Origin of the sequence: Pseudomonas lactucae, from assembly GCF_036688725.1 — a bacterium.
GTDB lineage: Bacteria > Pseudomonadota > Gammaproteobacteria > Pseudomonadales > Pseudomonadaceae > Aquipseudomonas > Aquipseudomonas lactucae.
Window position 1 is genome coordinate 127,354 of record NZ_JAQQPT010000018.1, and the last position, 24,683, is coordinate 152,036.

General features: G+C 61.2%; 19 protein-coding genes. 13 read left to right on the forward strand and 6 right to left on the reverse strand.

Features of this window, described 5'->3' with window-relative positions; translation table 11 throughout:
• Window positions 1–33 precede the first annotated feature (33 nt).
• The 3 genes from V6M90_RS20870 (at window position 34) to V6M90_RS20880 (ending at window position 2,416) form a co-directional block, all read left to right on the forward strand.
• The gene (locus V6M90_RS20870; RefSeq protein WP_003174784.1) at window positions 34–969 is read left to right on the forward strand and encodes a LysR family transcriptional regulator; all 936 of its coding nucleotides are present in this window, start codon (window positions 34–36) and stop codon (window positions 967–969) included.
• Between the two features lie 138 nt (window positions 970–1,107).
• A complete protein-coding gene (locus V6M90_RS20875; protein WP_003174785.1) occupies window positions 1,108–1,500 on the forward strand; it encodes a MerR family transcriptional regulator in 393 nt (130 codons plus the stop codon).
• Between the two features lie 16 nt (window positions 1,501–1,516).
• On the forward strand, window positions 1,517–2,416 hold the full coding sequence (locus V6M90_RS20880) for a hydroxymethylglutaryl-CoA lyase (RefSeq protein ID WP_332847073.1): 900 nt from the start codon (window positions 1,517–1,519) through the stop codon (window positions 2,414–2,416).
• Window positions 2,417–2,964: 548 nt separating this feature from the next.
• On the opposite strand, the gene V6M90_RS20885 is transcribed toward V6M90_RS20880, so the two are convergent.
• Window positions 2,965–8,088: an NEL-type E3 ubiquitin ligase domain-containing protein gene (locus V6M90_RS20885; RefSeq protein WP_332847074.1), complete on the reverse strand. Its 5,124-nt coding sequence runs from the start codon at window positions 8,086–8,088 to the stop codon at window positions 2,965–2,967.
• A gap of 99 nt (window positions 8,089–8,187) precedes the next feature.
• Window positions 8,188–9,819 carry an AMP-binding protein gene (locus V6M90_RS20890; protein WP_332847075.1) on the reverse strand — a complete coding sequence of 544 codons (1,632 nt, stop codon included), beginning with the start codon at window positions 9,817–9,819 and terminating at the stop codon, window positions 8,188–8,190.
• Window positions 9,820–9,969: 150 nt separating this feature from the next.
• On the opposite strand from V6M90_RS20890, the gene V6M90_RS20895 reads away from it, so the two are divergent.
• From V6M90_RS20895 to V6M90_RS20910, 4 genes are read left to right on the forward strand one after another with little or no spacing between them, the layout of a single operon-like run.
• Entirely contained in the window at window positions 9,970–11,133 is a 1,164-nt protein-coding gene (locus tag V6M90_RS20895; RefSeq protein ID WP_003174791.1) for an isovaleryl-CoA dehydrogenase, read from the forward strand.
• Between the two features lie 11 nt (window positions 11,134–11,144).
• Complete coding sequence (locus tag V6M90_RS20900; RefSeq protein WP_141064880.1) at window positions 11,145–12,752, forward strand: carboxyl transferase domain-containing protein; 1,608 nt, start codon at window positions 11,145–11,147, stop codon at window positions 12,750–12,752.
• A 15-nt stretch (window positions 12,753–12,767) separates the two neighbouring features.
• Window positions 12,768–13,574, forward strand: coding sequence for a gamma-carboxygeranoyl-CoA hydratase (locus V6M90_RS20905; RefSeq protein WP_003174793.1), 807 nt, complete (start codon window positions 12,768–12,770; stop codon window positions 13,572–13,574).
• Window positions 13,571–15,496: an acetyl/propionyl/methylcrotonyl-CoA carboxylase subunit alpha gene (locus V6M90_RS20910; protein ID WP_332847076.1), complete on the forward strand. Its 1,926-nt coding sequence runs from the start codon at window positions 13,571–13,573 to the stop codon at window positions 15,494–15,496. Before V6M90_RS20905 ends, V6M90_RS20910 begins: the two co-directional genes overlap by 4 nt.
• Here the strand turns inward: V6M90_RS20910 and V6M90_RS20915 are convergent.
• Window positions 15,493–16,128, reverse strand: coding sequence for a LexA family protein (locus V6M90_RS20915; RefSeq protein ID WP_003174795.1), 636 nt, complete (start codon window positions 16,126–16,128; stop codon window positions 15,493–15,495). The genes V6M90_RS20910 and V6M90_RS20915 overlap by 4 nt on opposite strands.
• Before the next feature lie 130 nt (window positions 16,129–16,258).
• Between V6M90_RS20915 and V6M90_RS20920 the strand changes: the two genes are divergently transcribed.
• Entirely contained in the window at window positions 16,259–16,609 is a 351-nt protein-coding gene (locus tag V6M90_RS20920; protein WP_003174796.1) for a DUF6124 family protein, read from the forward strand.
• A gap of 460 nt (window positions 16,610–17,069) precedes the next feature.
• Complete coding sequence (locus V6M90_RS20925) at window positions 17,070–18,221, forward strand: M14 family metallopeptidase (RefSeq protein ID WP_332847077.1); 1,152 nt, start codon at window positions 17,070–17,072, stop codon at window positions 18,219–18,221.
• A gap of 56 nt (window positions 18,222–18,277) precedes the next feature.
• Here the strand turns inward: V6M90_RS20925 and V6M90_RS20930 are convergent, their stop codons facing one another.
• Together V6M90_RS20930 and V6M90_RS20935 are read right to left on the reverse strand one after the other, a co-directional pair.
• Window positions 18,278–18,817, reverse strand: a complete 540-nt coding sequence (locus V6M90_RS20930) for a cytochrome b (RefSeq protein WP_003174798.1) — start codon at window positions 18,815–18,817, stop codon at window positions 18,278–18,280.
• Window positions 18,814–19,896, reverse strand: a complete 1,083-nt coding sequence (locus tag V6M90_RS20935; RefSeq protein WP_332847078.1) for a catalase family peroxidase — start codon at window positions 19,894–19,896, stop codon at window positions 18,814–18,816. Before V6M90_RS20935 ends, V6M90_RS20930 begins: the two co-directional genes overlap by 4 nt.
• Before the next feature lie 169 nt (window positions 19,897–20,065).
• Between V6M90_RS20935 and V6M90_RS20940 the strand changes: the two genes are divergently transcribed.
• The 4 genes from V6M90_RS20940 (at window position 20,066) to V6M90_RS20955 (ending at window position 23,820) form a co-directional block, all read left to right on the forward strand.
• Window positions 20,066–20,572, forward strand: a complete 507-nt coding sequence (locus tag V6M90_RS20940; protein ID WP_003174800.1) for a sigma-70 family RNA polymerase sigma factor — start codon at window positions 20,066–20,068, stop codon at window positions 20,570–20,572.
• Window positions 20,569–21,306 (forward strand): anti-sigma factor family protein, encoded by a 738-nt coding sequence (locus V6M90_RS20945; protein WP_332847079.1) that lies wholly within the window; start codon window positions 20,569–20,571, stop codon window positions 21,304–21,306. Before V6M90_RS20940 ends, V6M90_RS20945 begins: the two co-directional genes overlap by 4 nt.
• 78 nt (window positions 21,307–21,384) lie before the next feature.
• Entirely contained in the window at window positions 21,385–22,479 is a 1,095-nt protein-coding gene (gene zapE / locus V6M90_RS20950) for a cell division protein ZapE (RefSeq protein ID WP_332847080.1), read from the forward strand.
• 39 nt (window positions 22,480–22,518) lie between these two features.
• Entirely contained in the window at window positions 22,519–23,820 is a 1,302-nt protein-coding gene (locus tag V6M90_RS20955; protein WP_332847081.1) for a protein kinase, read from the forward strand.
• 60 nt (window positions 23,821–23,880) lie between these two features.
• Here the strand turns inward: V6M90_RS20955 and V6M90_RS20960 are convergent, their stop codons facing one another.
• A complete protein-coding gene (locus tag V6M90_RS20960; protein WP_003174804.1) occupies window positions 23,881–24,588 on the reverse strand; it encodes a YebC/PmpR family DNA-binding transcriptional regulator in 708 nt (235 codons plus the stop codon).
• Window positions 24,589–24,683: the final 95 nt, after the last annotated feature.

The window sequence follows — 24,683 nt, forward strand, 5'->3', positions numbered from 1 at the left end:
TAAATCGCCATCTAACAATAAGAGCGCAACCCCATGAATCTGAGCAAGGTCGACCTCAACCTGTTTATCGTCTTCGACGCGATCTACACCGAAGCCAACCTGACCCGCGCCGGGCAGATCGTCGGCATCACCCAGCCGGCGGTGTCCAACGCGTTGGCGCGCTTGCGCGAAACCTTCAACGACCCGCTGTTCGTGCGCACCGCCCAGGGCATGGTGCCCACGCCGATGGCGCAGAACATCATTGGTCCGGTGCGCAACGCGTTGTCGTTGCTGCGGGTGTCGGTGCAGGAAAGCCGCATCTTCAACCCGCAACAGGCGGCCAAGACCTACCGCATCAGCATGACCGACCTTACCGAGGCGGTGATTTTGCCGGCGTTGTTCCAGCGCCTGCGTCGCCTGGCGCCGACGGTGGTGATCGAAAGCTTCCTGTCCAAACGTCGCGAAACCACCAAGGAACTGGCGGCCGGCCGTCTGGACTTTGCGGTGGACGCACCGCTCAACACCGACCCGCAAGTGCGTCACGTCAAGCTGATGGAAGACCGCTACGTATGCGCCATGCGCAAGGGTCATCCTATGGCGACAAAGGACAAGCTGACCCTGGACGATTATCTGGGGCTGACCCATATCCATATTTCCAGCCGCCGCAACGGCCTGGGCCACGTCGACCTGGCCCTGGGCAAGATGGGCCTGCAACGCAAGATCGCCCTGCGTTCCCAGCATTACCTGATGGCCTCGCAAGTGCTGCAGCAGACCGACATGGTCATGACCGTGCCCGAACGCTTCGCCCGACGCCACGAACTGCACTGGTTCAATTTACCGGTCAACGACGTACCCGCGGTGGAAACGCACTTGTACTGGCACGAAAGCACCGACCAGGACCCGGCCAACCGCTGGATGCGTGAGCAGATGATCGAGCTGTGCCAGCAGGTTACCGCTCATGAGAAGAAGCTCGATGGCAAGCAGGCTTGACCCGCACAAGAGAGCTTGCTGCAGCAGGCAGGCTTGTTGGGGTGAGCAGGCTTGCCCTGCGCCGGGCTGCAAAGCAGCCCTTGACGTTAACGTAAACCAGCCACTAGCCTAACGCTCAAGCCACCCTTGAGCACCGTCATGAGCACCACCTACAGCATCTCCGACCTCGCTCGCGAGCTCGACATCACGACCCGCGCCATTCGCTTTTACGAAGAGCAAGGCCTGCTGGCCCCGGAACGCCGGGGCCAGGAGCGCATTTACTCGGCGCGCGACAAGGTCAGCCTCAAGTTGATCCTGCGCGGCAAACGCATCGGTTTCTCCCTGGCCGAATGCCGCGAGCTGATCGAACTCTACGACCCCACCAGCGGCAACCACATCCAGCTCAACAGCATGCTGGCGAAAATCGCCGAGCGCCGCGAACAGCTGGAACAGCAACTGCTGGATATCGAACAAATGAAACTGGAACTGGACACCGCCGAAGAGCGCTGCACCCAGGCCCTTGCGCACACCATGAGCCAGGCCGGCCATTGATCAGAAGGTAACCGCCATGTCCCTCCCCTCACACGTACGCCTGGTGGAAGTCGGCCCGCGCGACGGTCTGCAGAACGAAGCCCAACCCATCAGCGTGGCCGACAAGGTGCAGTTGGTGGACGCACTCAGCGCCGCCGGTTTGAGTTATATCGAGGTCGGCAGTTTTGTCTCGCCCAAGTGGGTGCCGCAAATGGCCGGTTCGGCCGAGGTGTTTGCGCAGATCCAGCGCAAGCCCGGCGTGACCTATGGCGCGCTGGCGCCGAACCTGCGCGGCTTTGAAGATGCGCTGGCGGCCGGGGTGAAGGAAGTCGCGGTGTTTGCGGCGGCGTCCGAGGCGTTTTCCCAGCGCAATATCAATTGCTCCATCAGCGAAAGCCTGGAGCGGTTTGTGCCGATCATGGCGGCGGCCAAGGAACACGGGGTGAGTGTGCGCGGGTATGTGTCCTGCGTGCTGGGTTGCCCGTACGAAGGCACGGTCGCCCCGCAACAGGTGGCGGCGGTCGCACGGGAGCTGTTTGCCATGGGCTGCTATGAGGTGTCCCTGGGCGACACCATCGGCACAGGCACCGCAGGCGACACGCGGCGGCTGTTTGAAGTCGTAGGTGCGCAGGTGCCGCGGGACAAGCTGGCCGGCCACTTCCATGACACCTACGGCCAGGCGATTGCCAACGTCTACGCCGGCCTGCTCGAAGGTATCCATGTGTTCGACAGCTCTATCGCAGGCCTTGGCGGCTGCCCGTATGCCAAGGGCGCCAGCGGTAACGTCGCCACCGAGGATGTGGTGTACCTGCTCGACGGGCTGGGCATCGACACCGGTATCGACCTGGAGGCGCTGATTCTCGCGGGCCGGCAAATCAGCCAGGTACTCGGACGCCCCAGCGGCTCACGGGTGGCCAAGGCGCGTAACGCCGTGTGAGTAGAGCGCCTGTGACAATGTGTTACCGCGCGCCTACACATCGAGTAACACGGGAACATATTTTCTCGTGTTGGCTGCGGGGTATTTCCTCACAAAAATACAAGCCATTGATTTTAAACAATTTTTTAAAGTTGGCACGGCTTCTGCTATCTCTATGGCATAACAAGAATAAAAAGCGCCAAACCTAATAAAAATAAGACGAAACGACTCTGACATAACAAAAACAACACGGCAGAGACGCAGCTAACAGATTTTTTTGGAGAAGATGTGCTTCGCAGGGTACGGCTCGCCGAAACCCGCAACCGGATAGAGAAAAATAAAACTACCTCAGGTAGCTACCCACTGGTTGGATCGCGTGCGAAGAAGCAGATCAGCGCTCAAAAAAATACGTTTGCTCTTGACCCCGCATGGGGGTCGACAAAAACAGCGGTAAGGGTCACGGCTGCCAAAAACAACAACAGGCCGCCCCTCAATAATAAAAAAAGAGCACGCAACGACAAATTAAAGGGGACCTTCGGGTCCCCTTTGTGCTTTCTGCGCAGGATGTTTCAGAGCTGCAAGCCATGCTCCGCCGCGTGATTAATGAGCGCTTTTCGCGTCAATCGTTTTAGCCCCAGGTTTTCCTCTCTCCTTCGTGCAATGCTGAGTGCGTCCATCTGCTTTACATAAAAGTCACGTTGCATCGAGCCATCGACCAGCATTTCGTCGCGGCTGATGCCCAGCGCACTGACCACTGCGTCGACCGCGTTGTCTCGTTTCGTTTGCCAGGCATCCTTTGCCGCTTGATCCGTTTGAGCACCGGCCCCCTCCTGCAATCTAGACAACTCAAACAACGCATCACTCTGTTCATCTATACGCTTGATTCCGGGGGCGATCAGCGCTTCAAACTCATCGCTGTAGTGCGTACGCAGGTATCTGTCCCAGAATGCTTGTTCAACCAGAAACGTTTCCTGGTCGCTGCTGACCGCTTCCGCTGTCAGTACTTGAGTGTAGGCGTCATCGATGGCCGCTTGGCTGACACCGGCCGTCTGAGAAAACAACATATCCCGCGACTTGACCGGTAACCCCAGCTTGTCCGCCAATCCAATTCGATACGCCAGAATCACTTCAGTCTGTTCGGTAAACGCAGCGCCTCTAGAGATGACATCTCGTTGCGCAATGTCATCTACCAACTTCAGTCGAAACAGTTTTTTCGAAGCGTTCAACAACTGCGTCTCGATCTGCGGCCCATCCGCCAGATCCATAACGTCCAGCACGAACAATTCACGCTCCAGGTTCATGAACTCAAGCGTACTGCCATCACCACAGGTAGCCCTGTCATCGGCAATCGCGAACAAGCCATTGCGGACACTCTCGCGCTCACTGACGGCCTTGAGCATCTCCCAAACGCGCGCCCTCAATTGCGCTCGAGTGGTCACCTTGCGGTATTCGGCGGACCGTGTGGTATCGGCCACGACCGTAAACAATGCGCTCGATTCCGGATTGGCGGTGAGCGAGTCCCAGATCGTTTCACAGCGTGATCGCTCGGTTTGCTCCAAGCCGCGCAACCATGACTCCCGCCCTTCGGCAGCCGTTACATGCTCCCAGCTGGGTTGAACCACGGGGGCCTGGAGCCCCAGCCGCTGGAGGCTCTCTGCGGATAACGGATTGTCGTGCAGGTTGATGCGTTCACGTTGCTCGAACACGTAATCGGGCACCGTGCTGATCTGGTTGGTATGCAAATCGATATCGACAAGCTGCGGCAAATGCTGCAAACCCGTGGGGAATGTTACTGTCCCGGTACGACGCAGGTTAAGCCGGTTCAGGCGTCGCAGGGTACTCAAGTTGGGGGTCCATCCCAACCGGGTGTTATGGGAAAGGTCAAGGTCTTGCAGACTGCGCATGCCCTCAAGGCGCGCGACTGTTTGTTCCGTCAGGCGGATATCGTTGGCGCTCAAGTTCAGCTCAATGAGGTTGACGCCGCCATCGGCAAATTCCGGCAATTGGGTCAGGTTGTTATTTTCGAGCCGCAGCCGTCGCAAGCCGCCAAAGGCCTGCAGGAACGCCAACGATTCATCGCTCAGCGCCATACGGCTCAAACGCAAATCGCTCACGTGGTCCATATTTGCGCTGATCGCGGGAAGCTCTTCGATCATCTCATCAGACAAATCGAGGATATGCCCACCTGCAAATGCCGAGGGGGAGCTGCGCTGCCAAGCGAGTTTGATGGTGCCGGCGACCCTGCGCCTGGCCCCTGCATACCCCGAACCCGCCGCGCCAACCCATGTGCTCAGCACCGTTTGAAGGTGTTCAAACTCAACCCCAAGCTCAGTCAGCTTCGCGTGGAAGTCAGCGTCGCTACGCCCCTCGTATCCCAAAAAGGCGCGCACCTCATCAAGCGTTCTGGACGGGTAGATGTTCACCGCAGCAAGCTCAAGTGCCAAAGGTCGCTGCGTGGCGCCCCCCACCGGGCTCAATGGATAACCAAAACGCCCATCCGCAAGGCGCATGGGGGATTTGTAACCTGGCTTGATGGGTTGCAGCGCTAATGCACGCCGGGCCTGCGCGTCGGTCAAGGGTTGTCGCACAAGCTTGAGTTTCAGCGCCTGCGTGTCGATGCGCAGCGCTTCCCTAGCCGTGTACTTACCGCCTGCGGCGAACCAGAGGGCGCTGTAGAAAGCGTCTTTATCGCTTCGTGCATACAGCTTTTTACCGGACTCATCAAAGACTTCCCAATGGGCCAGGGTGACCCGAACCAACCGGCGCTGTAGGGGGGCGTCCTTGCTGCCGACGCGATCGAGCAACGCGCCGGTAAGGCTGTCGGCACGCAACTCGATGCCGAACGCCTGCGAGTTACCGGGCATAGCCGCCAGCTTGTGCAAGGCCAGTTGCACAGTATCCATCGTGAGTGGGCCGTCAAAATCAAGCGCGGCATGCGCCCGCAGAATGCGTACTCGCGGCAGGTAGCGGCGCGCCTCTTCCGCCAGCCGCAACGGCACGCGCGAGTGCTGCGTAATGTATGCCAGCTCCTGACTGTTGGCATTGGCCAGCAACTCTTCGATGACCCCCTTGGGCAGGCTGGGAAAGTCGCGCTGCAGCAACTGCACATTGACGTCACTGGACAGGTTGCCTGTCTCCAGCTCACGCTCGAGCAGTTCATGACGATGTTCGTCTGCCAGTTGCAGCAAGCGACGCTGGTAGGTGACAAGCCGTTTGGCGTCAGAAGGCACTTCAAGAGCCCGCTTGGCAAGAGGGCGTTGCAAGTGATCCGGCAATTCGACCTCTGTCTCACCGATCAACAGATCGAGTATTACCGTATCGCGCGCAATGCCTTCATCCAATAACTGACGCGCTTCAGTCAGCTCCAGCTGTGCCAGAAGCGACGGCAGGATGTGCCCGGCAAGCACGTCTTTTTCGTGCAGCAGGACGACTTGCTTTTCTGTGTCTCCATTAAAAGAACTCCATACGGCATCTCCCGCCGCATTGTCGATCTGCAGCGCCTTGGTGCCAGGCCACACGCCCTCGCGCATGATCAACTTGAGCTGCGCATACCCGTCTACGCGTGTTAGCGCTTGCGGGTCCGTGCTGCGCAATTTATCGAGCAACGCCTGGTGTTTGGCGTTTGCCTCAAAGTGTCTCAGGACTTCCCTGAACAGCGGTGGGGGCAACTGCTGATCGATGTAGATGCTGCGCAGCTCTTCATCCGTCACCCCGCTCATGACCCTGAGTTGCTCCAAGTCTGTATCGCTCAAGGCATCGACACTGTGCCCGATACGGCGCAACAAAGTCCTACGATCCCAGCTCAGGGGCTGCTCGAACTCATGCACCCAGGCACCGCCGCCGTTATGCCGAATGCGCGGTGAATACTGCGAAGCGTCGTCTGGGTGGATAAGCCGGGTATCGTTGTGGGTGTCTGCGACTTTGTAGTGCCCGCCCTCCACCGGCAGATAGCTTTCGCCGGCATGCGCGTACAGCCCCCGGGCATCAGGCTTGAGCTCGGCAGGCAGGGTGACCGAGTGCCTGAAAGCCCGCAGATCGGAATCAAGCAAGCGGACTTTTGCGCCCGCAAATTCGACGCGGACCAAGCGTTTGACGAGCGCCGATTCCTTCGCCACCAGCAGTGCCTTGGGAACCGCCAGCCCCGCCACACCCAGCAATACCGTCGAAAAGTGTGCCCAGCCCTCTTGCACCTGCCCGTCAGACCAGGACTCGATTCCTTCGAAAAGCTCATAGGACATTTGCATCGCTCCGACGGCCAGCATGACTTCGCCAAGACCCGGTACCACAAGCCCGGCCAGATTCAGAACGTCCAGCAGCCTGTTTCCCCACAACAACAGCCTGGCACGTGTGACACGATTATCCACGTCCCCTGTCGAAACGGCTGCGATACTGGAGTTGGCCATGATCAAACGGATTTTCTGCAACGCGCTGTCCTGCCACACATCCTTTAATGACGGACCGTAGCCGTAGTCGGCGGGGTTGCTGATTCTGCGCTTGGACGCCGGGGCGAAATCCTCGGACTGAGTGAACGTTCCCTTAGGATCAAGCAGTGTCTTGAGCTTGGTGAAAAACGCCTGCTGCTCGGCAAGCGGCACGAACTGGCTGAAGAACGTCCGGTACTCGACCCTGCACAAACGTGTGGTCAGATCATCGGCAAACCAATCGAGATTGGGATATTCCTTCAATACACACTCCGGATCGCCCGGGATGTAGACCCAGCATCGACGGGGCTGAATCGACGCATTCCTGAAGTGGGCCTTAAACACTACGGGCCCGATGACCAGAATATTTTCCAGCGCCAATGCGCACAGTGAAAACCTGGAGAACTTAATAGCCTCCCCATCCAATTGCCGGCCGCTCTGGTTAACCAGGACATCCTTGATCAAGGCATGGCCATCATTCTGGATGTCCTGCTTCATCACCGCGATCTGCGCGGCCAGCTCCAACTGGTTGCGATGCGCGGTGATCATCGCGCTGTAGAGTTTACCGGCGGCTGCCTCCGGGTTTGTCGAGGTAATCCGGGCATTGAGCGTGGCACGCACATGCTCGTAATACTGCGCCCCCAAATCGAGCGTCCTGCACATGCGGGCAAACTCGTGGGCCTTGATTCCCACCGGCAAGGACCTGACGTTGCCGGCCTCCGGCCATTTGCGCAAAGAACGCCCATGAAAGTTGTATCGGGTAATCAGGTGGCAGTCCTGGCAGACAGGCACCCGGGTTTCATCTTCGCTGAAGTTGCAAAGTGCCGCTTCAAGCAGGCTAACCCCTTTGTAGGAGTAGAACGCTGACGCCAGTGAGGGCTCACTGCTTCGGGACACTTCGTCGGGCAGGCGCTCGCATTCCTTCTGTTCTATCTTGCGTGCATAAAAAACCTGCCTGACGTCCAATTGAAGACCGAAGGTTTTCTTGATGGCCTCGACCAGCAAGGGTTCGGCAAAGTCAGCGGCACTGTTCAAGCCGATCAGCAGTCGATCCAACTGATTCAATGAGTGCCGGCTCCGTACATGGACCGCCTTGAGCGCGTCCCTGGCGGGATCTGGTGCGTGTCGGTACCAATCCGGAATGTTCAGCGGCTGGAGGGCCAATTGCGTTTTGTGTTCAGCCAGCGCGTCGGTGTACCAGTCGGGTGTGTTGTCTCTGATGGTATGAAGGTGAACATTTTGTTCATTCTGGTCTGAAGTGGTCTGTGTCACGTGCATAACCCTGGGGGAGCGAAATAGGTTCGCTACCCTAGGCTGTGGCACGGGCACACAGGCGGCACACGAGTATCGCCCTGCGTATGCCGAAGTGTGTCAACCGCGGCCGAGATCCTGCAGGGTGATCTCGCGCATGCGAAACTTCTGGATCTTGCCCGTCACCGTCATCGGGAATTCATCCACGAACTTGAAGTACCTGGGCGTCTTGAAATGCGCAATGCGGCCCTTGCACCAGTCCAGAAGCTCAAGCTCGTTTACTTCATGGCCGGGATGGCACTTGACCCAGGCGACGATCTCTTCGCCATAACGTTTATCGGGAATGCCGATGACCTGCACGTCGGCCACCGCTGGATGCGTGAAGAAAAACTCCTCCAACTCCCGTGGATACACGTTCTCGCCACCGCGGATAATCATGTCCTTGTTGCGCCCGACGATGCACACGTAGCCCTGCTCATCCATGGTTGCCAGGTCGCCGGTGTGCATCCAGCCGGCCGGGTCGATGGCGTCGCGGGTGCCTTCGGGGTTGTTCCAGTAGCCGAGCATCACGCTGTAGCCCCGGGTGCACAACTCGCCGATCTCACCGCGCGCGAGCGTGTTGCCCGCGGCGTCGATGATTTTGTTTTCCAGTTGCGGCTGAGTGCGGCCGACGCTGGTGACGCGGCGTTCCAGGTCGTCATTGGCACCGGTTTGCAACGACACCGGGCTGGTTTCGGTCATGCCGTAGGCGATCTGTACTTCGACCATGTGCATTTCGTCGATGACCCGGCGCATGACTTCGATGGGGCACGTGGCGCCCGCCATGATGCCGGTGCGCAGGCTGGATAATTCAAACTCGCCACGCCGCGGGTGGTCGAGCAGGGCAATAAACATGGTGGGCACGCCGTACAGGCCGGTGGCGCGTTCTTCGGCGACGGCGTTGAGGGTCAGCAGCGGGTCGAAGCCATCATTGGGGTAGATCATGGTGGTGCCGTGGGTGATGCAGCCCAAATTACCCATCACCATGCCGAAACAGTGATACAGCGGCACCGGGATCACCAGGCGATCCTGCGCGGTGAGGCCCAGGCTTTCGCCGACCATGTAACCGTTGTTGAGGATGTTGTGATGACTGAGGGTGGCGCCCTTGGGGAAGCCGGTGGTGCCGGAGGTGTACTGGATATTCACGGGCTGGTCGAAATGCAGGCTGGCCTGGCGGCTGTGCAATTGCTCGGGCGGCACGCCTGCGCCGAGAGCCGCCAGTTGCGCCCAGGGCATAAAGCCCGGGGGCGGGCTGGGATCAAGGCTGATAAGGCCGCGCAGGTCTGGGTCCAGCGCCTGCAACATGGCGTGGTAGTCGGAGGTCTTGAACGACCCGGCGCACACCAGCCACTGGCAGCCGGACTGTTTGAGCACGTAATCCAGCTCGCTGCTGCGATACGCCGGGTTGATATTGACCAGGATCACACCGAGCTTGGCGCTGGCGATCTGGCTGATGCACCACTCGGCACAATTGGGCGCCCAGATCCCCAGGCGGTCGCCGGTCTGCATGCCCAGGGCCAGGAACGCACGGGCGTGCAACTCAACCGTTTCGGCCAGTTGACGCCAGGTATAACGACGCGACTGATGGCGCACCACCAGGGCTTCACCTTCCGGGTACTGCGCGACGGTTTTATCAAAGGCCTGGCCAATGGTCATGGCCAGCAAGGTCTTGTCCTGAGAGCCACGGCTGTAGCTCGGGTGTGGTTGATCCATAACGACCCCTGTTGTCTTTTTTGTAGGTTGACGTAAACGTAAACTACGATTGACAGCGCGCTAACGCAAGCTTACGTTAACGTAAAGGTTAGCGCCCTCCCCTGGCGCATGCTCCACACAACAACAACGCTGACATTAAGGTGCCTGTCCATGAGTTACCCGTCCCTGAACTTCGCCCTCGGTGAAACCATCGACATGCTGCGCGACCAGGTGCAATCCTTCGTGGCCAAGGAAGTTGCCCCCCGCGCGGCACAGATCGACATCGACAACCTGTTCCCCGCCGACCTGTGGCGCAAGTTCGGTGACATGGGCCTGCTGGGCATAACCGTGCCGGAAGAATACGGCGGCGCCGGCCTGGGTTACCTGGCCCACGTGGTGGCCATGGAAGAGATCAGCCGTGGCTCGGCCTCGGTGGCACTGTCCTACGGCGCGCACTCGAACCTGTGCGTGAACCAGATCAACCGCAACGGCACCCACGAACAGAAACTCAACTATCTGCCCCAACTGATCAGCGGCGAACACGTCGGCGCCCTGGCCATGAGCGAACCCAACGCCGGCTCCGATGTGGTCTCGATGAAACTGCGCGCCGACAAACGCGGCGACCGCTACGTGCTCAACGGCAGCAAGACCTGGATCACCAACGGCCCCGACGCCAACACCTATGTGATCTACGCCAAGACCGACCTGGAAAAGGGCCCGCACGGCATCACCGCGTTTATCGTCGAACGCGACTGGAAAGGCTTCAGCCGCAGCAACAAGTTCGACAAGCTGGGCATGCGCGGCTCCAACACCTGCGAGTTGTTCTTCGATGATGTGGAAGTGCCCGAAGCCAATATCCTCGGCGCGCTCAACGGCGGCGTGAAAGTACTGATGAGCGGCCTGGACTACGAACGCGTGGTGCTCTCCGGCGGCCCCACCGGGATCATGCAAGCCTGCATGGACCTGATCGTGCCCTACATCCATGACCGCAAACAGTTCGGCCAGAGCATCGGCGAATTCCAGCTGATCCAGGGCAAGGTCGCCGACATGTACACCCAACTCAACGCCAGCCGCGCCTACCTCTACGCGGTGGCCCAGGCGTGCGAGCGTGGCGAAACCACACGCAAGGACGCCGCCGGGGTGATCCTCTACAGCGCCGAACGCGCCACGCAAATGGCCCTGGATGCGATCCAGATCCTGGGGGGCAATGGCTACATCAACGAATTCCCCGCCGGACGCTTATTGCGCGACGCCAAGCTGTACGAAATCGGCGCCGGCACCAGTGAGATTCGGCGGATGCTGATCGGTCGCGAACTGTTCAACGAAACCCGCTGAGGGAGCGCGCCATGGCCACCTTGCACACCCAGCTCAACCCGCGCTCGGCGGAATTCGCCACCAACAGCGCGGCGATGCGCCAGCAGGTCGACGCCCTGCACACCTTACTTGCCCACGTGCAGCAAGGCGGCGGCGCCAAGGCTCAGGAGCGGCATACTTCTCGGGGCAAATTGTTGCCGCGTGAGCGCATCAATCGCCTGCTCGATCCGGGCTCGCCGTTTCTGGAACTCAGCCAACTGGCCGCCCATCAGGTGTACGGCGAAGACGTGCCCGCCGCCGGGGTGATCGCCGGGATCGGCTGCGTGGAAGGTGTCGAATGCATGATCGTGGCCAACGACGCCACGGTAAAAGGCGGCTCGTACTACCCGCTCACCGTAAAAAAACACCTGCGCGCCCAGACCATCGCCGAGCAGAACCGCCTGCCGTGCATCTACCTGGTGGACTCCGGCGGCGCCAACCTGCCGCGCCAGGACGAAGTGTTTCCCGACCGCGAGCACTTCGGGCGGATCTTCTTCAACCAGGCCAACATGAGCGCTCAGGGCATCCCGCAGATCGCCGTGGTCATGGGTTCATGCACCGCCGGCGGCGCCTATGTGCCGGCCATGGCCGACGAAGCGATCATGGTGCGCCAGCAGGCCACCATCTTCCTCGCCGGCCCGCCGCTGGTGAAAGCCGCCACCGGTGAAGTGGTCAGCGCCGAGGACCTGGGCGGTGCCGATGTGCATTGCAAGGTTTCCGGCGTGGCCGACCACTACGCCGACAGTGACGAACACGCCCTGGCCCTGGCCCGCCGCAGCGTGGCCAACCTCAATTGGCGCAAACTGGGCCAGTTGGCGCAGCGCGCGCCGGTGGCACCGTTGTACAGCGGCGAAGAGTTGTACGGCGTGATCCCGGCCGACGCCAAGCAGCCCTTCGATGTGCGCGAAGTGATCGCGCGGCTGGTGGACGGTTCGGTGTTCGATGAGTTCAAGGCGCTGTTCGGCACCACCCTGGTGTGCGGCTTTGCACACCTGCGGGGCTACCCGATTGCGATCCTGGCCAACAACGGGATTCTGTTCGCCGAAGCCGCGCAGAAAGGCGCGCACTTTATCGAACTGGCCTGCCAGCGCGGGATTCCGCTGCTGTTCCTGCAGAACATTACCGGTTTTATGGTCGGCCAGAAATACGAAGCCGGCGGCATCGCCAAGCACGGCGCCAAACTGGTCACCGCCGTGGCCTGCGCCAGGGTGCCGAAGTTCACCGTGATCATCGGCGGCAGTTTTGGCGCCGGTAATTACGGCATGTGCGGCCGTGCCTACGACCCGCGTTTTTTATGGATGTGGCCCAACGCGCGCATCGGCGTGATGGGCGCCGAGCAGGCCGCCGGCGTGCTGGTGCAGGTCAAGCGCGAGCAGGCCGAACGTGCCGGTAACGGCTTCAGTGCCGAGGAAGAAACCGCCATCAAGCAGCCGATCCTCGATCAGTATGAAACCCAGGGACACCCCTACTATTCCAGTGCGCGACTGTGGGATGACGGTGTGATCGACCCGTTGCAGACCCGCGACGTACTGGGCCTGGCCCTGTCCGCCGCGCTGAACGCCCCCATCGAGCCGAGCCGCTTCGGCGTGTTCCGCATGTAAATGGAGCTGTACCCCATGAGCGATTTCAACACCCTCGAACTGATCACCGACCGTCGTGGCTTTGCCACGCTGTGGCTCAGTCGTGAAGCCAAGAACAACGCGTTCAACGCCGAAATGATCCGCGAACTGATCATCGCCCTCGACCAGGTACAAGGCGACGCCTCCCTGCGCTTTCTGGTGTTGCGCGGGCGCGGCAAGCACTTCAGCGCCGGTGCGGACCTGGCGTGGATGCAGCAGTCGGCCGAGCTGGATTATCACACCAACCTGGACGACGCCCGCGAACTGGCGGAGCTGATGTACAACCTGGCCAAACTGAAAATCCCCACCCTGGCGGTGGTACAAGGCGCGGCCTACGGCGGCGCGCTGGGCTTGATCAGTTGCTGCGACATGGCGATTGGCGCCGATGACGCGCAATTCTGTTTATCGGAAGTGCGCATCGGCCTGGCACCGGCGGTGATCAGCCCCTTCGTGGTGCAGGCCATCGGCGAACGCGCGGCACGCCGTTATGCCCTGACCGCTGAACGCTTTGGCGGCCAGCGCGCGCGCGACATCGGCCTGCTGGCGGAAAGCTACCCAGCGGAGGAGTTGAACACGCACGTAGAGCAGTGGATCGCCAATCTGTTGCACAACAGCCCGGCCGCAATGCGCGCCAGCAAGGACCTGCTGCGTGAGGTGGGTAACGGCGCCCTCACCCCTGCCCTGCGCCGCTATTGCGAAAATGCCATCGCGCGGATTCGCGTCAGCGCCGAGGGCCAGGAGGGGTTAAGGGCCTTCCTGCAAAAACGTGCGCCGAGTTGGCAGTCGCAGGAGCCGCGTTCATGAACACATTGACCACTGTACTGGTGGCCAACCGTGGCGAAATCGCCTGCCGGGTGATGCGTACCGCCAAGGCCATGGGCTTGACCACCGTCGCCGTGCACAGCGCCATCGACCGCGATGCACGGCACAGCCGCGAGGCGGATATCCGCATCGACCTGGGCGGCAGCAAGGCTGCCGAGAGCTACCTGCAGATCGACAAACTCATTGCCGCCGCCCAGTCCAGCGGTGCCCAGGCGATTCATCCGGGCTATGGCTTTTTGTCGGAAAACGCCGCCTTTGCCCGTGCGATTGAAAGCGCGGGCCTGATCTTCCTTGGTCCACCCGCCTCGGCCATCGACGCCATGGGCAGCAAATCCGCCGCCAAGGCGCTGATGGAGACCGCCGGTGTGCCGCTGGTGCCGGGTTATCACGGCGAAGCCCAGGACCTGGAAACCTTCCGCGAAGCCTGCGCGCGCATTGGCTACCCGGTGCTGCTCAAGGCCACCGCCGGCGGCGGTGGCAAGGGCATGAAGGTGGTCGAGCACGTCGACCAACTCGCCGAAGCCCTGGCCTCGGCCCAGCGTGAAGCGCTGTCGTCGTTTGGCAATGGGCAGATGCTGGTGGAGAAATACCTGCTCAAGCCGCGCCACGTGGAGATCCAGGTATTTGCCGATCAACACGGGCATTGTTTGTATCTCAATGAACGCGATTGTTCGATTCAACGTCGCCACCAAAAAGTCGTCGAAGAAGCACCGGCGCCAGGGCTCAGTGTTGAACAACGCCGGGCCATGGGCGAAGCCGCCGTACGCGCGGCCCAGGCGATCGGCTACGTAGGTGCCGGCACCGTGGAGTTCCTGCTGGACGCACGCGGCGAGTTTTTCTTCATGGAGATGAACACACGGTTGCAGGTGGAACACCCGGTGACCGAGGCGATCACCGGCCTGGACCTGGTGGCCTGGCAGATTCGCGTGGCCCAGGGTGAGGCGCTGCCGATCACCCAGGAACAGGTGCCGCTGATCGGCCACGCGATTGAAGTGCGCTTGTATGCCGAAGACCCGGCCCATGATTTCCTGCCCGCCACCGGGCACCTGGCGCTGTACCGCGAGTCTGCCGCGGGCCCTGGCCGACGGGTGGACAGTGGCGTCGAGCAAGGCGATAGCGTGTCGCCCTTCTACGACCCGATGCTCGGCAAGCTGATTGCCTGGGGCGAAGACCGCGAGCAGGCGCGGCTGCGCTTGCTGAGCATGCTCGACGAATTTGCCGTCGGTGGGCTGAAGACCAACCTGGGCTTCCTGCGGCGCATCATCGGGCACCCGGCGTTTGCGGCGGCCGAACTGGATACCGGGTTTATTCCGCGTTATCAGGATCAGTTGCTACCCGTGCCCGGCGAGTTGAGCGACGCATTCTGGCAGGCGGCGGGCTCGGCGTTTATGCAGAGCTTGCCAGTGGGGGACGGGCCGTGGGCGGATACACGCGGTTTTCGCGCCGGTTTGCCCGCTGAGGTGTCGTTGCATCTGAGCTGCAATGGGCAGGATCGGCTGGTGACCTTGGCGGGCACTGCGGCGCAGTTGCGCGGTGAGCAGTTGCTGATCGAACGTGAGGGCGTACGGCGTTCACATCTGGCAATACGCAGCCAAGGTTCAGTATTCCTGCGCTGGGACGGCGAGATGCACGGCGTCAGCCTGTTCGACCCGATTGCGGCGGTGGACGCCAGCCAGGCTCATCAGGGCGGCCTCACCGCACCGATGAACGGCAGCATCGTGCGCGTGCTGGTGGCGGTGGGCCAAGCGGTCGAGGCCGGCGCGCAACTGGTGGTACTGGAGGCGATGAAAATGGAGCACAGCATCCGCGCGCCGCAGGCCGGGGTGGTCAAGGCGCTGTTCTGCCAGGAAGGCGAAATGGTTGCAGAGGGTTGCGCATTGGTGGAGCTGGAAAGCGCGGACTAGAACTTCGCGCAAGCCTGCACCACCACGCCGAGGATGCGGCAATCGACGGTGAACCGCTGTTTCGGATAGGTGGGATTGAGCGGTACCAGGTAACGCTGGCCGCTTTCTTCGAGCAACTGGCGGAAGGTGGCCTGGGGACTGTCGGCCCATTGGGCGACCACCAGTTTGCCGGGTTCGGCGATAAGGGCTGGGTCCACCAGAATCAGCATACCCGCCGCGATGCTCAGGCCTGTGGGCGCGGTCATGGCATCGCCTGTCACCGGTAGCCAGAAGGCATCGCCCCGAGCGTGGTAATCGCTCAGTTCGAAGCGCGCATCGCCATAGGCCGGGCGCTCATCGCAGACTTCACACAGGGCGTCCCAGTCACTGACCGGATAACGGAAATACGGGTTGTACCGCTTGACCAGGGCCGGTGCTTCATCGGCCCTCTCTCGCACCTGCTGCACCACCTCCAGGTAGCCCAGCCCCAGAGCCTCCAACACCCGGTTCATGTCCTCCAGGCTGGGTACGCGGCGCTTGTTGAGCCAGTGGCCGACACCGCCCTGGGACATCCCCAGGCGCTCAGCCAGCTCACCTTGCGTGACCTTGCGGTCTTTCATGTTGGCCTTGACCAACGCTATCCAGTTATCCATGGACGCGACGATACGTCAGCCAGTTTTCAGGGCAATAAACAGTTTGTAGTAATCCATAAAACGACATAAATACGATACGTACTATCATCAGGCATAAGGTTTTCGACACCCACACAGAGTACCGCCCCTTATGACGACGAGCCCGTATCTCCTGCCCGAAACACTCGAAGACAACGACCTGCAACACCTGCGCAGCAGCGGCGCTGCCCAGCGTGCGCTGGATTTTTACTTGAAAGAAGAAATGTCGGCCGCGACGGCGGATCAGACCCTGTTCGCCATAAAACCCGGCATCAGCCAGGAAGAAGCCCTGGTGCATGCCTCCGACCTGCTGCGCAGCGCAGCGGCCACGGCCTATGAGTCGGCGAGCAGCCATCAGGGCAATCAGCGGGACCTGGCGTTTTCGGTGGTGTATTTGATCGATATGGCGAAGGCGATGGTGGAGCGTTCGTTGCAGCCGCCGCCGAGTCAGGCAAACGTATAACGACGCGAAAGAAAAATATTTCTATCCGGCGGATAAAAACATTTGACTTGCAAATGATAATGATTATTATTGGGACCAGCTGATCGCGAGATCAGTCGATAGACCAAGGGACCTTAGGTCGGACTCTTGGAATATCTCCTCATCAGGCTAATCACGGTTTTTGACCCGGCTCTTTGGCCGGGTCTTTTTTTTGCCAGTTTCCCTGGCATGGCTTCAGGCTAATGAAGACTGTGTGTTGCTTGATGACACGCATGGTAGCAAAAGACCATCGCCCAAAGAAACCCAGCCGAGCGCTCTGGCTCACATCTCTGCGAAATAGCGCTTGAGAATCAATCTCATAGGACCTAAGCTGCGGCCGCGTCAGGGATGATGCCCCCTCCTGCGCAACAATTTTGCGTCCAGCCTTTACCAGCGTCCTGTGTAATATAGCCGCCATAACTCATATTCAGGCAACCAGACTATGACCGTGGCCTTGACCTCCATCAAGATCAGCACCAACTTCGACAGTGGCAATATCCAGGTGCTCGACGCCAGCGATGCCTACCAGTTGCTGCTGGCAATCAAACCCGATACCCGCAGCCAACATTTCCAATGGTTCCACTTCAAGGCCGAAGGCATGCACGTGGGCCACACCCACACTTTTCGCTTGAGCAATGCCGGTAAATCTTCCTACAGGCATGCGTGGAGCGGCTACAAGGCTGTCGCGTCTTATGACCACATCAACTGGTTTCGGGTGCCGACGGTGTTTGACGGCGAGATCCTGCACATCAGCCTGCAAACCCGCGAGAAACACGCGTGGTTCGCATACTTCGAACCCTATAGCCGCGAGCGCCACGACGGGCTGATCGAGCAAGCATTGAAATACGCCGGCACCCAACTGCTGGCCACCGGTAAAAGTGTCGAAGGCCGCAGCATCCAACTGCTGCGTCGCGGCAAAGGTGGCGAAGGCCGACGCAATATCTGGATCATCGCCCAGCAACACCCCGGCGAGCACATGGCCGAATGGTTTATGGAAGGCATCATCGAACGCCTGCAACAGGATGGTGATGCCCAGATGAAAAAACTGCTGGCCGTCGCCGACCTGTACCTGGTACCGAACATGAACCCCGACGGCGCCTTCCACGGCCACCTGCGCACCAATGCCGCAGGCCAGGACCTCAACCGCGCCTGGCAAAGCGCGAACCCGGAAACCAGCCCCGAAGTACTGTTCGTACAGCAACAAATGGAAAAATACGGCGTCGACCTGTTCCTGGATATCCACGGCGACGAAGAAATCCCCTACGTGTTCACCGCCGCGTGCGAAGGCAACCCCGGCTACACCCCACGCATCGAAGCCCTGGAAAAACACTTTCGCCGCCACCTCAGCGCACTGACCCGCGATTTCCAGACCACCCACGGCTACACCCGCGACCTGCCGGGCGAAGCCAACATGACCCTGGCCTGCAATGCCGTCGGCGAGAAATACGACTGCCTGTCACTGACCCTGGAAATGCCCTTCAAGGACAACGACGACGCCCCCAACCCCCACACCGGTTGGTCAGGCGAACGCTCCAAGCAACTGGGCAAGGATGTGCTGAGCACCGTCGCCGATATCGTCGGTGTCCTGCGCTGATAGTGGGCGTACCCCGTTGAATCAGTGTGGTGCAGGAGTTGACCACACTGACTTGCTCAGCCCTTGGTACCGGTCATGCTCTGCAGCACACCGTCACGCCGAATCCACCCATGGAACAGCGCCGCGGCCAGGTGCACCAGCACGGTCAAAAACAGCAGGTAGGCCAAAAACCCGTGGGCCTTGCGCAGCAGTGCAAACAACGGTGCATCAGCGCCCACCAATGCCGGCAACTGCACCGAACTGCTGAGCATCACCGGGTCGCCCGCCGCCGAAATCATCGCCCAGCCCAGCAGCGGCAATACCAGCATCAATGTATACAGCAGCACATGGGACGCCTTGGCGGCCAGCCGTTGCCACAGGGGCAGATCAGACGGCAACGGCGGTTGGCGAGTGGAGAAACGCACCACCAGACGCACGATCACCAACGCCAGGATCGCGATGCCCAGCGGCTTGTGCAGGTGGATCAACCATTCATGCCGCTCGGAAACGGACGCCGCCAAACCCGCGCCGATAAACAGCATGGCGATGATCATCAGCGCCATCAGCCAATGCAGCAGCCGCGCCAGGGGCGCGAAAAACCGTGGTTGTGCATTCATGGTTTCGACTCCTGAGGGGCGCTGTGCAACGGGCTGACTTCACCGGCACGGCGCAGGTAGGAACTGGCATACGCGGCCGAACGAGCGGCCAGCAGCGGGTCATTGGAGGCTTCGATACCGCTGGGCAAGATCAACGGATCGAAGTTGATGTCGCGGCAATCGCCGTCAGCCTGGGGTTGGCTGCTCTGCACCACCAGGGTGCCGGCGTTCAACACTTTGTGCTCGCCGGTCCAGGTCTTGCTGGCGTCGTCCAGCGGGTCGCCGGGGTTGGCCAGGGTCATGTTCAATTGCCAACGCAACGGCCCGGCGGCCAGGTGTTGCACCAGGTCTTTTTCGAGGAAGTCTGCGCCGGCCGGCGCAGTATCGCCCAGCGCATCCTGACGCTGTGGTACCACGCTCCAGCGCACCACCTGGCGCTTGCCATCGGCACTGACCAGATAGAACGCGTTAATGCCGTTATAGGTCTCGGTGGCGTAACTGGCAGACGGCTTGGCGGTCTTGACCCACGCCAGGAACGGCGCAGTCTCCGGATGCGCGGCAAAAAACGCCGGCATGCTCAAAGGGTCCGGCTTGCCGGTGGCGGGGTCCGGCGCGCCCGCTTTGAGCAACTGGTAAAACGCCTCGGGCGTGCCCACCGGAAACACCGGCATACTGTTCATTCCCGTGCGCCATTGCTGGCCGTTAGCCTGGCTGAATTGCACGGCAAAACTGCGGATCGGCACACTGCTGTCCGGCGCATACGGGTTACCGCTGGGCAAGGCGAACCGGCCGATCAACGGGGTCCTGGCCTCGCTGAACACCTGCGCACTGGAATACGCACGGGCCTCGGGGCTGCTCTCGAAATACCCGGCCACGCACACGCCCTTGGCATGGTTGCGCCGAAAGCCCGGATGCACGCCGTTATTGGTTTCCAGCGCGTTGACCAGAGTTTTCGGACGCAGGCGCTGTGGGTCAAGCGTGCCGTTGACGTAGGCAAATGCCCCTGCCACAACAGCAACCACGGCACCGATACCGGCGAGCCGCGCGATCAGGCTCGCCTTGCTCAACGGGGGACGCGGCGGTGATGAGTGATCTACCATAAACAAACTCCAGGGCCAGTGGCCTTAGGGGGTGAACATAAGGTCGGTGTATTGAGACGAACACCGCCCCACCCTATTCCCTGGGCACGGATTTATTTTTCGTGGCCTGGAATAACCGCCGGCGCCGGGCGTCTCTCTAGTCCCAGCGTAGTGACCAGCCAGACACCCCATGCATGAACTCGACGAACCGTTACGTGAACTCATCCCCAGGCTGCGGCGTTTTGCTGTGTCCCTGACCCGTAACGCCAGCAGTGCCGATGACCTGGTGCAGTCGACCCTGGAGCGGGCGATCACCCGCTGGGCCGACAAACGCATCGAAGGCGACCTGCGCGCCTGGCTGTTCTCGATCCTCTACCGCCAGTTCCTCGATGCCCACCGGCGCACCCGGCGCTATGCGCGCATGCTGGAATTCTTCACCGGCCGCGAAGATGCGCAGCCGTCGGTCGAGCGCACGGTGATCGCCCAGTCGACCCTGCAGGCGTTCGATCAACTCAACACCGAACAACGCGCGTTGTTGCTGTGGGTATCGGTCGAAGGCTTGAGCTACAAGGAAGTCGCCGAAATACTCGACGTGCCGCTTGGCACCGTGATGTCACGCCTGTCCCGCGCCCGCCAAGCCCTGCGGCAACTCAGCGACGGCGAAATTGCCAGCCCTTCCCTGCGGATACTCAAATGATCAGCCTGCCCCCCAGCGAACGCGACCTGCATGCCTACGTCGATCACCAACTCCTGGAGAGCGATCGCCGTGTTCTCGAAACGTGGCTGGCCGCGCACCCCGACGTCGCGGCCCAAGTGCATGCCTGGCAGCAGGATGCGCAGTTGCTGCGCGCGTCATTGAGCGGCGCCCTGCAACAGCCGGCCAACCCCAACCTTGACCCGGCGCTGATTCGCCAGCGCATCCAGCACCGGTCGCGCCGCCACTTCGCCACGGTCGCCGTGTTGCTGATCGCCGTGAGCCTTGGCGGCCTCGGCGGCTGGCATGCCCGTGAAGCCACGCAATCACCCCAACAGCCAATGGCCGACGCGATGCAAGCGTTCCGGCTGTTTGCCCAGGACGGCATCCTGCCCGCCGATTACAACGCCCAGGACAGCGGCACCATGCAGGCCTGGCTCGACCGCTATTTCAACCAGGCCCATCGCCTGCCGGATTTGAGCCCATCGGGGTTCAAGCCGGTCAGCGGGCGTTTGCTCAGCACCGAGCAAGGCGCTGCCGCCATGGTGCTTTACCAGGACGCGCAAGGCCGGCGCATCAGTTTCTATATCCGGCCGCCGGGGCCGAACAACGGTTTTCTACCGCGTGGCAGCCGCACCGCAGATGGGCTGCAAGCGCAATACTGGTCCGGCGGCGGCTACAACTATGCGGTCGTCAGCCCGGCGGACCAGGTGCCCGCACACCTGTTGCAGTTCTAGGCGCGGGCGCTCCTGTATTGGTCAAATCAGCGCGAGCGCCCTAAAGTGAGCGACCACCGCACTACAGAGTGACTCGCATTGGCCGTGCTTCCCCTGCTCCGTCGTTTACTCGGTAAACACAGCGCCCCCCACGACACCTCGCCCATCCAGGCATTCTTTGAGAACCAGGCCCGGCAACAGGGTTACACCCTCAGCGCCGGCCAGGTCCGGGCAATCGCCGCCATGGCACGCGAAACCCGGCACCGGCTCGCCCGCCGGCCCACTCGAAGCCTGTACCTGCACGGTCCGGTGGGACGTGGCAAAAGCTGGCTGCTGGACGGTTTCTTCCAGGCGCTGCCCATCGCCGAGAAACAGCGTGTGCATTTCCATGAGTTTTTCGCGCGCTTGCACCGCGGCATGTTCGCCCACCGGGCCGTGGACGATGCGCTCGCCATGACCCTCGATGAGTTGCTCGACGGCTGCCAGGTGCTGTGTTTCGACGAGTTCCACGTCCACGACATCGGCGACGCCATGCTGATCACGCGGCTGTTCCAGGCCCTGTTCCGGCGCGGTGTCTGGGTGCTGGTCACCTCCAACTATCCGCCTGAAGGCCTGTTGCCCAACCCTCTGTACCACGAGCGTTTCAAGCCGGTGATCGACTTGATCGCCGCGCGCATGGACGTCTTGGAAGTCAGCTCCCCCGAGGATTTTCGCCGCTTGCCCCAGGCCCACGCCACGCAACGCTTTACCACGGGGCAGTATGTGTGGCCCGGCACCGCGGCCCAACGCGCGACGCTCGGCCTCCCCGCCACGGATGGCCCGGCGCATCCCCTGGCAGTGGGCAACCGGCAGTTGGCCTGCCGCTACCATCAGGCGCGAACGGTCGCGTTCACCTTCAGCGACCTCTGCGAACAACTGACGGCCGTGATGGATTACCTGCTGCTGTGCGAAGATTTCGACCACTGGATCATCGACGGCCTGCCTCACCTGGCCGAGTGTCCGATTGCCGTGCAGCAGCGCTTTATCAACCTGGTGGACGTGCTCTACGACAAAGACAAGCACCTGGTGCTGATCGGTGAACAGCCACTGGCACAGGCGATGAGTGGCGAGGCCATCGACCTCGCCCGCACCGCCAGCCGCCTGAACCAATTGCAACAGGCCAGCCCGCAACCGGTGCCCGACCCGGTATCATGAGCGCCCTTTACGCCCCCTAGCCGAGTGACCGCGCCGCTGATGCATACCCTCGCCCAACTCAAGTCCGGCCAATTGGCCGGTATCCAGCGCCTGGACCTGTCCTGCGGGCTCACTGAATTTCCCCGGGAAATCTTCGAACTGGCCGACTCCCTGGAGATCCTCAACCTCAGCGGTAACGCCCTGAGCCGGTTGCCCGACGACCTGCATCGCCTGCCACACCTGCGGGTACTGTTCTGCTCGGACAACGCCTTCACCGAACTGCCCGAATGCCTGGGCCAGTGCGCGCAACTGAGCATGATCGGTTTCAAGGCCAACCAGATCAGCCACGTGCCCGCCGCCGCGCTGCCGCCGTTGCTGCGCTGGCTGATCCTCACCGACAACCGTATCAGCCAATTGCCCGATGAATTGGGCGAGCGCCCACTGCTGCAAAAACTGATGCTGGCCGGCAACCAATTGGCGCATCTGCCGCCGAACCTGAGTCACTGTCACCACCTCGAATTGCTGCGCATCGCGTCCAACCGCTTCACCCAGCTGCCGGCGTGGCTGTTGACCCTGCCCAGCCTGACCTGGCTGGCCTATGCCGGTAACCCGGTGGAAATGGCGGTGGATGTAGCGGTGGACGACGCCACGCCCGACATTCCTTGGGCCGAGCTGGAACTGGCCCAAGTGCTGGGCGAAGGCGCTTCGGGGGTGATTCGCAAAGCGCTGCGTAAACCCACGGGCACGCCCGTTGCCGTCAAGCTCTACAAAGGCACCATCACCAGCGACGGTTCGCCGTTGCACGAAATGCAAGCCTGCATCGCCGCCGGGCTGCACCCCAACCTGATCAGGGTGCAGGGCCGCGTCATCGGCCACCCCGATGACCAGGCTGCGCTGGTGATGGACCTGATCGACCCGAGCTACCGCAACCTGGCGGCCCTGCCGAGCCTGGCCTCGTGTACCCGTGACATCTACGCGCCCGACACGCGTTTCAGCGCCAAAGTGGCCTTGCGTATGGCACGGGGCATCGCCTCGGTGGCCGCGCATCTGCACCGGCACGGCATTACCCATGGCGACCTCTACGGCCACAACATCCTGTGGAATGAAGCCGGGGATTGCCTGCTCGGGGATTTTGGCGCGGCGTCGTTCCATGCCACGGCGGATACCCTCGAAACACGGGCGCTGCAGCGCATTGAAGTGCGGGCGTTCGGGGTGTTGCTGGGGGAGTTGCTGGAGCGGGTTGAGGGAGGACTGGGCGACGAACTGCAGGAACTGCAAAGAACCTGCTGTCAGCCGGATGTGTTGGCGCGACCAAGCTTTGAAGAGATCGAGGTCTTGCTCGAATCTAGCCAACACCCCTGAAACCAACGAGGGAGGGGCTGTGCCCCTCCCTCATTTGAACAGTGTCTATTCAGTTATAAATCAGCCCGCCAAACCGACAAACATATCCTGCACGTCATCATGGTTGTCCAGACCTTCCAGGAACGCCTCGACTTCAGCCATCTGCTCATCGGTCAAACCGCTCACCGGGTTTTTCGACAGGTAGCCGAGCTTGGCCGACAGCACGGTAAAACCCTGCTCCGGCAGTGCTTTCTGGACCGCATCCAGGTCGGTGGTCTCGGTGATAAACAGGGTCGTCCCCTCTTCCTCACCTGCTTCAAAGTCCTGGGCACCGGCTTCGATGGCGGCCATTTCCGGATCGGCGTCCGGCGTGTCCGGCGAGGCTTCGATCAGGCCCACATGGTTGAAGTCCCAGGCCACCGAGCCCGAAGCCCCCAGTTGGCCCTTGCGGAACGCCACTCGGATCTCCGCCACGGTGCGGTTGATGTTGTCGGTTACACATTCAACGATCAGCGGCACCTGGTGCGGGGCAAACCCTTCGTAAGTCACACGGTGGTATTGCACGGTCTCACCGAGCAGACCGGCGCCCTTCTTGATCGCGCGGTCCAGGGTTTCCTTGGGCATCGAGGCTTTTTTGGCCTGTTCCACCACCAGCCGCAAGTGGGCGTTGGTCGCGGTGTCGGCACCGTTGCGGGCGGCGATGGTGATTTCTTTCACCAGCTTGCCGAAGATCTTGCCCTTGGCATTGGCTGCCGCTTCTTTATGTTTGACTTTCCACTGTGCGCCCATGACTCACTCTCTAATATCCATAGCGCCGAGACGTCTACTGGCCGGCGCTTTGGGGGCAGAGTTTATAGCGCAAGAACGCATCGTTCCACCAAAAA

Coding starts and splice junctions, on each gene's coding strand:
- V6M90_RS20955 (WP_332847081.1), top strand. CDS start 22,519: ATGCATACCCTCGCCCAACTCAAGTCCGGCCAATTGGCCGGTATCCAG.
- V6M90_RS20960 (WP_003174804.1), bottom strand. CDS start 24,588: ATGGGCGCACAGTGGAAAGTCAAACATAAAGAAGCGGCAGCCAATGCC.
- V6M90_RS20870 (WP_003174784.1), top strand. CDS start 34: ATGAATCTGAGCAAGGTCGACCTCAACCTGTTTATCGTCTTCGACGCG.
- V6M90_RS20920 (WP_003174796.1), top strand. CDS start 16,259: ATGACGACGAGCCCGTATCTCCTGCCCGAAACACTCGAAGACAACGAC.
- V6M90_RS20900 (WP_141064880.1), top strand. CDS start 11,145: ATGGCCACCTTGCACACCCAGCTCAACCCGCGCTCGGCGGAATTCGCC.
- V6M90_RS20940 (WP_003174800.1), top strand. CDS start 20,066: ATGCATGAACTCGACGAACCGTTACGTGAACTCATCCCCAGGCTGCGG.
- V6M90_RS20915 (WP_003174795.1), bottom strand. CDS start 16,128: ATGGATAACTGGATAGCGTTGGTCAAGGCCAACATGAAAGACCGCAAG.
- V6M90_RS20905 (WP_003174793.1), top strand. CDS start 12,768: ATGAGCGATTTCAACACCCTCGAACTGATCACCGACCGTCGTGGCTTT.
- V6M90_RS20875 (WP_003174785.1), top strand. CDS start 1,108: ATGAGCACCACCTACAGCATCTCCGACCTCGCTCGCGAGCTCGACATC.
- V6M90_RS20890 (WP_332847075.1), bottom strand. CDS start 9,819: ATGGATCAACCACACCCGAGCTACAGCCGTGGCTCTCAGGACAAGACC.
- V6M90_RS20910 (WP_332847076.1), top strand. CDS start 13,571: ATGAACACATTGACCACTGTACTGGTGGCCAACCGTGGCGAAATCGCC.
- V6M90_RS20945 (WP_332847079.1), top strand. CDS start 20,569: ATGATCAGCCTGCCCCCCAGCGAACGCGACCTGCATGCCTACGTCGAT.
- V6M90_RS20935 (WP_332847078.1), bottom strand. CDS start 19,896: ATGGTAGATCACTCATCACCGCCGCGTCCCCCGTTGAGCAAGGCGAGC.
- V6M90_RS20930 (WP_003174798.1), bottom strand. CDS start 18,817: ATGAATGCACAACCACGGTTTTTCGCGCCCCTGGCGCGGCTGCTGCAT.
- V6M90_RS20880 (WP_332847073.1), top strand. CDS start 1,517: ATGTCCCTCCCCTCACACGTACGCCTGGTGGAAGTCGGCCCGCGCGAC.
- V6M90_RS20895 (WP_003174791.1), top strand. CDS start 9,970: ATGAGTTACCCGTCCCTGAACTTCGCCCTCGGTGAAACCATCGACATG.
- V6M90_RS20925 (WP_332847077.1), top strand. CDS start 17,070: ATGACCGTGGCCTTGACCTCCATCAAGATCAGCACCAACTTCGACAGT.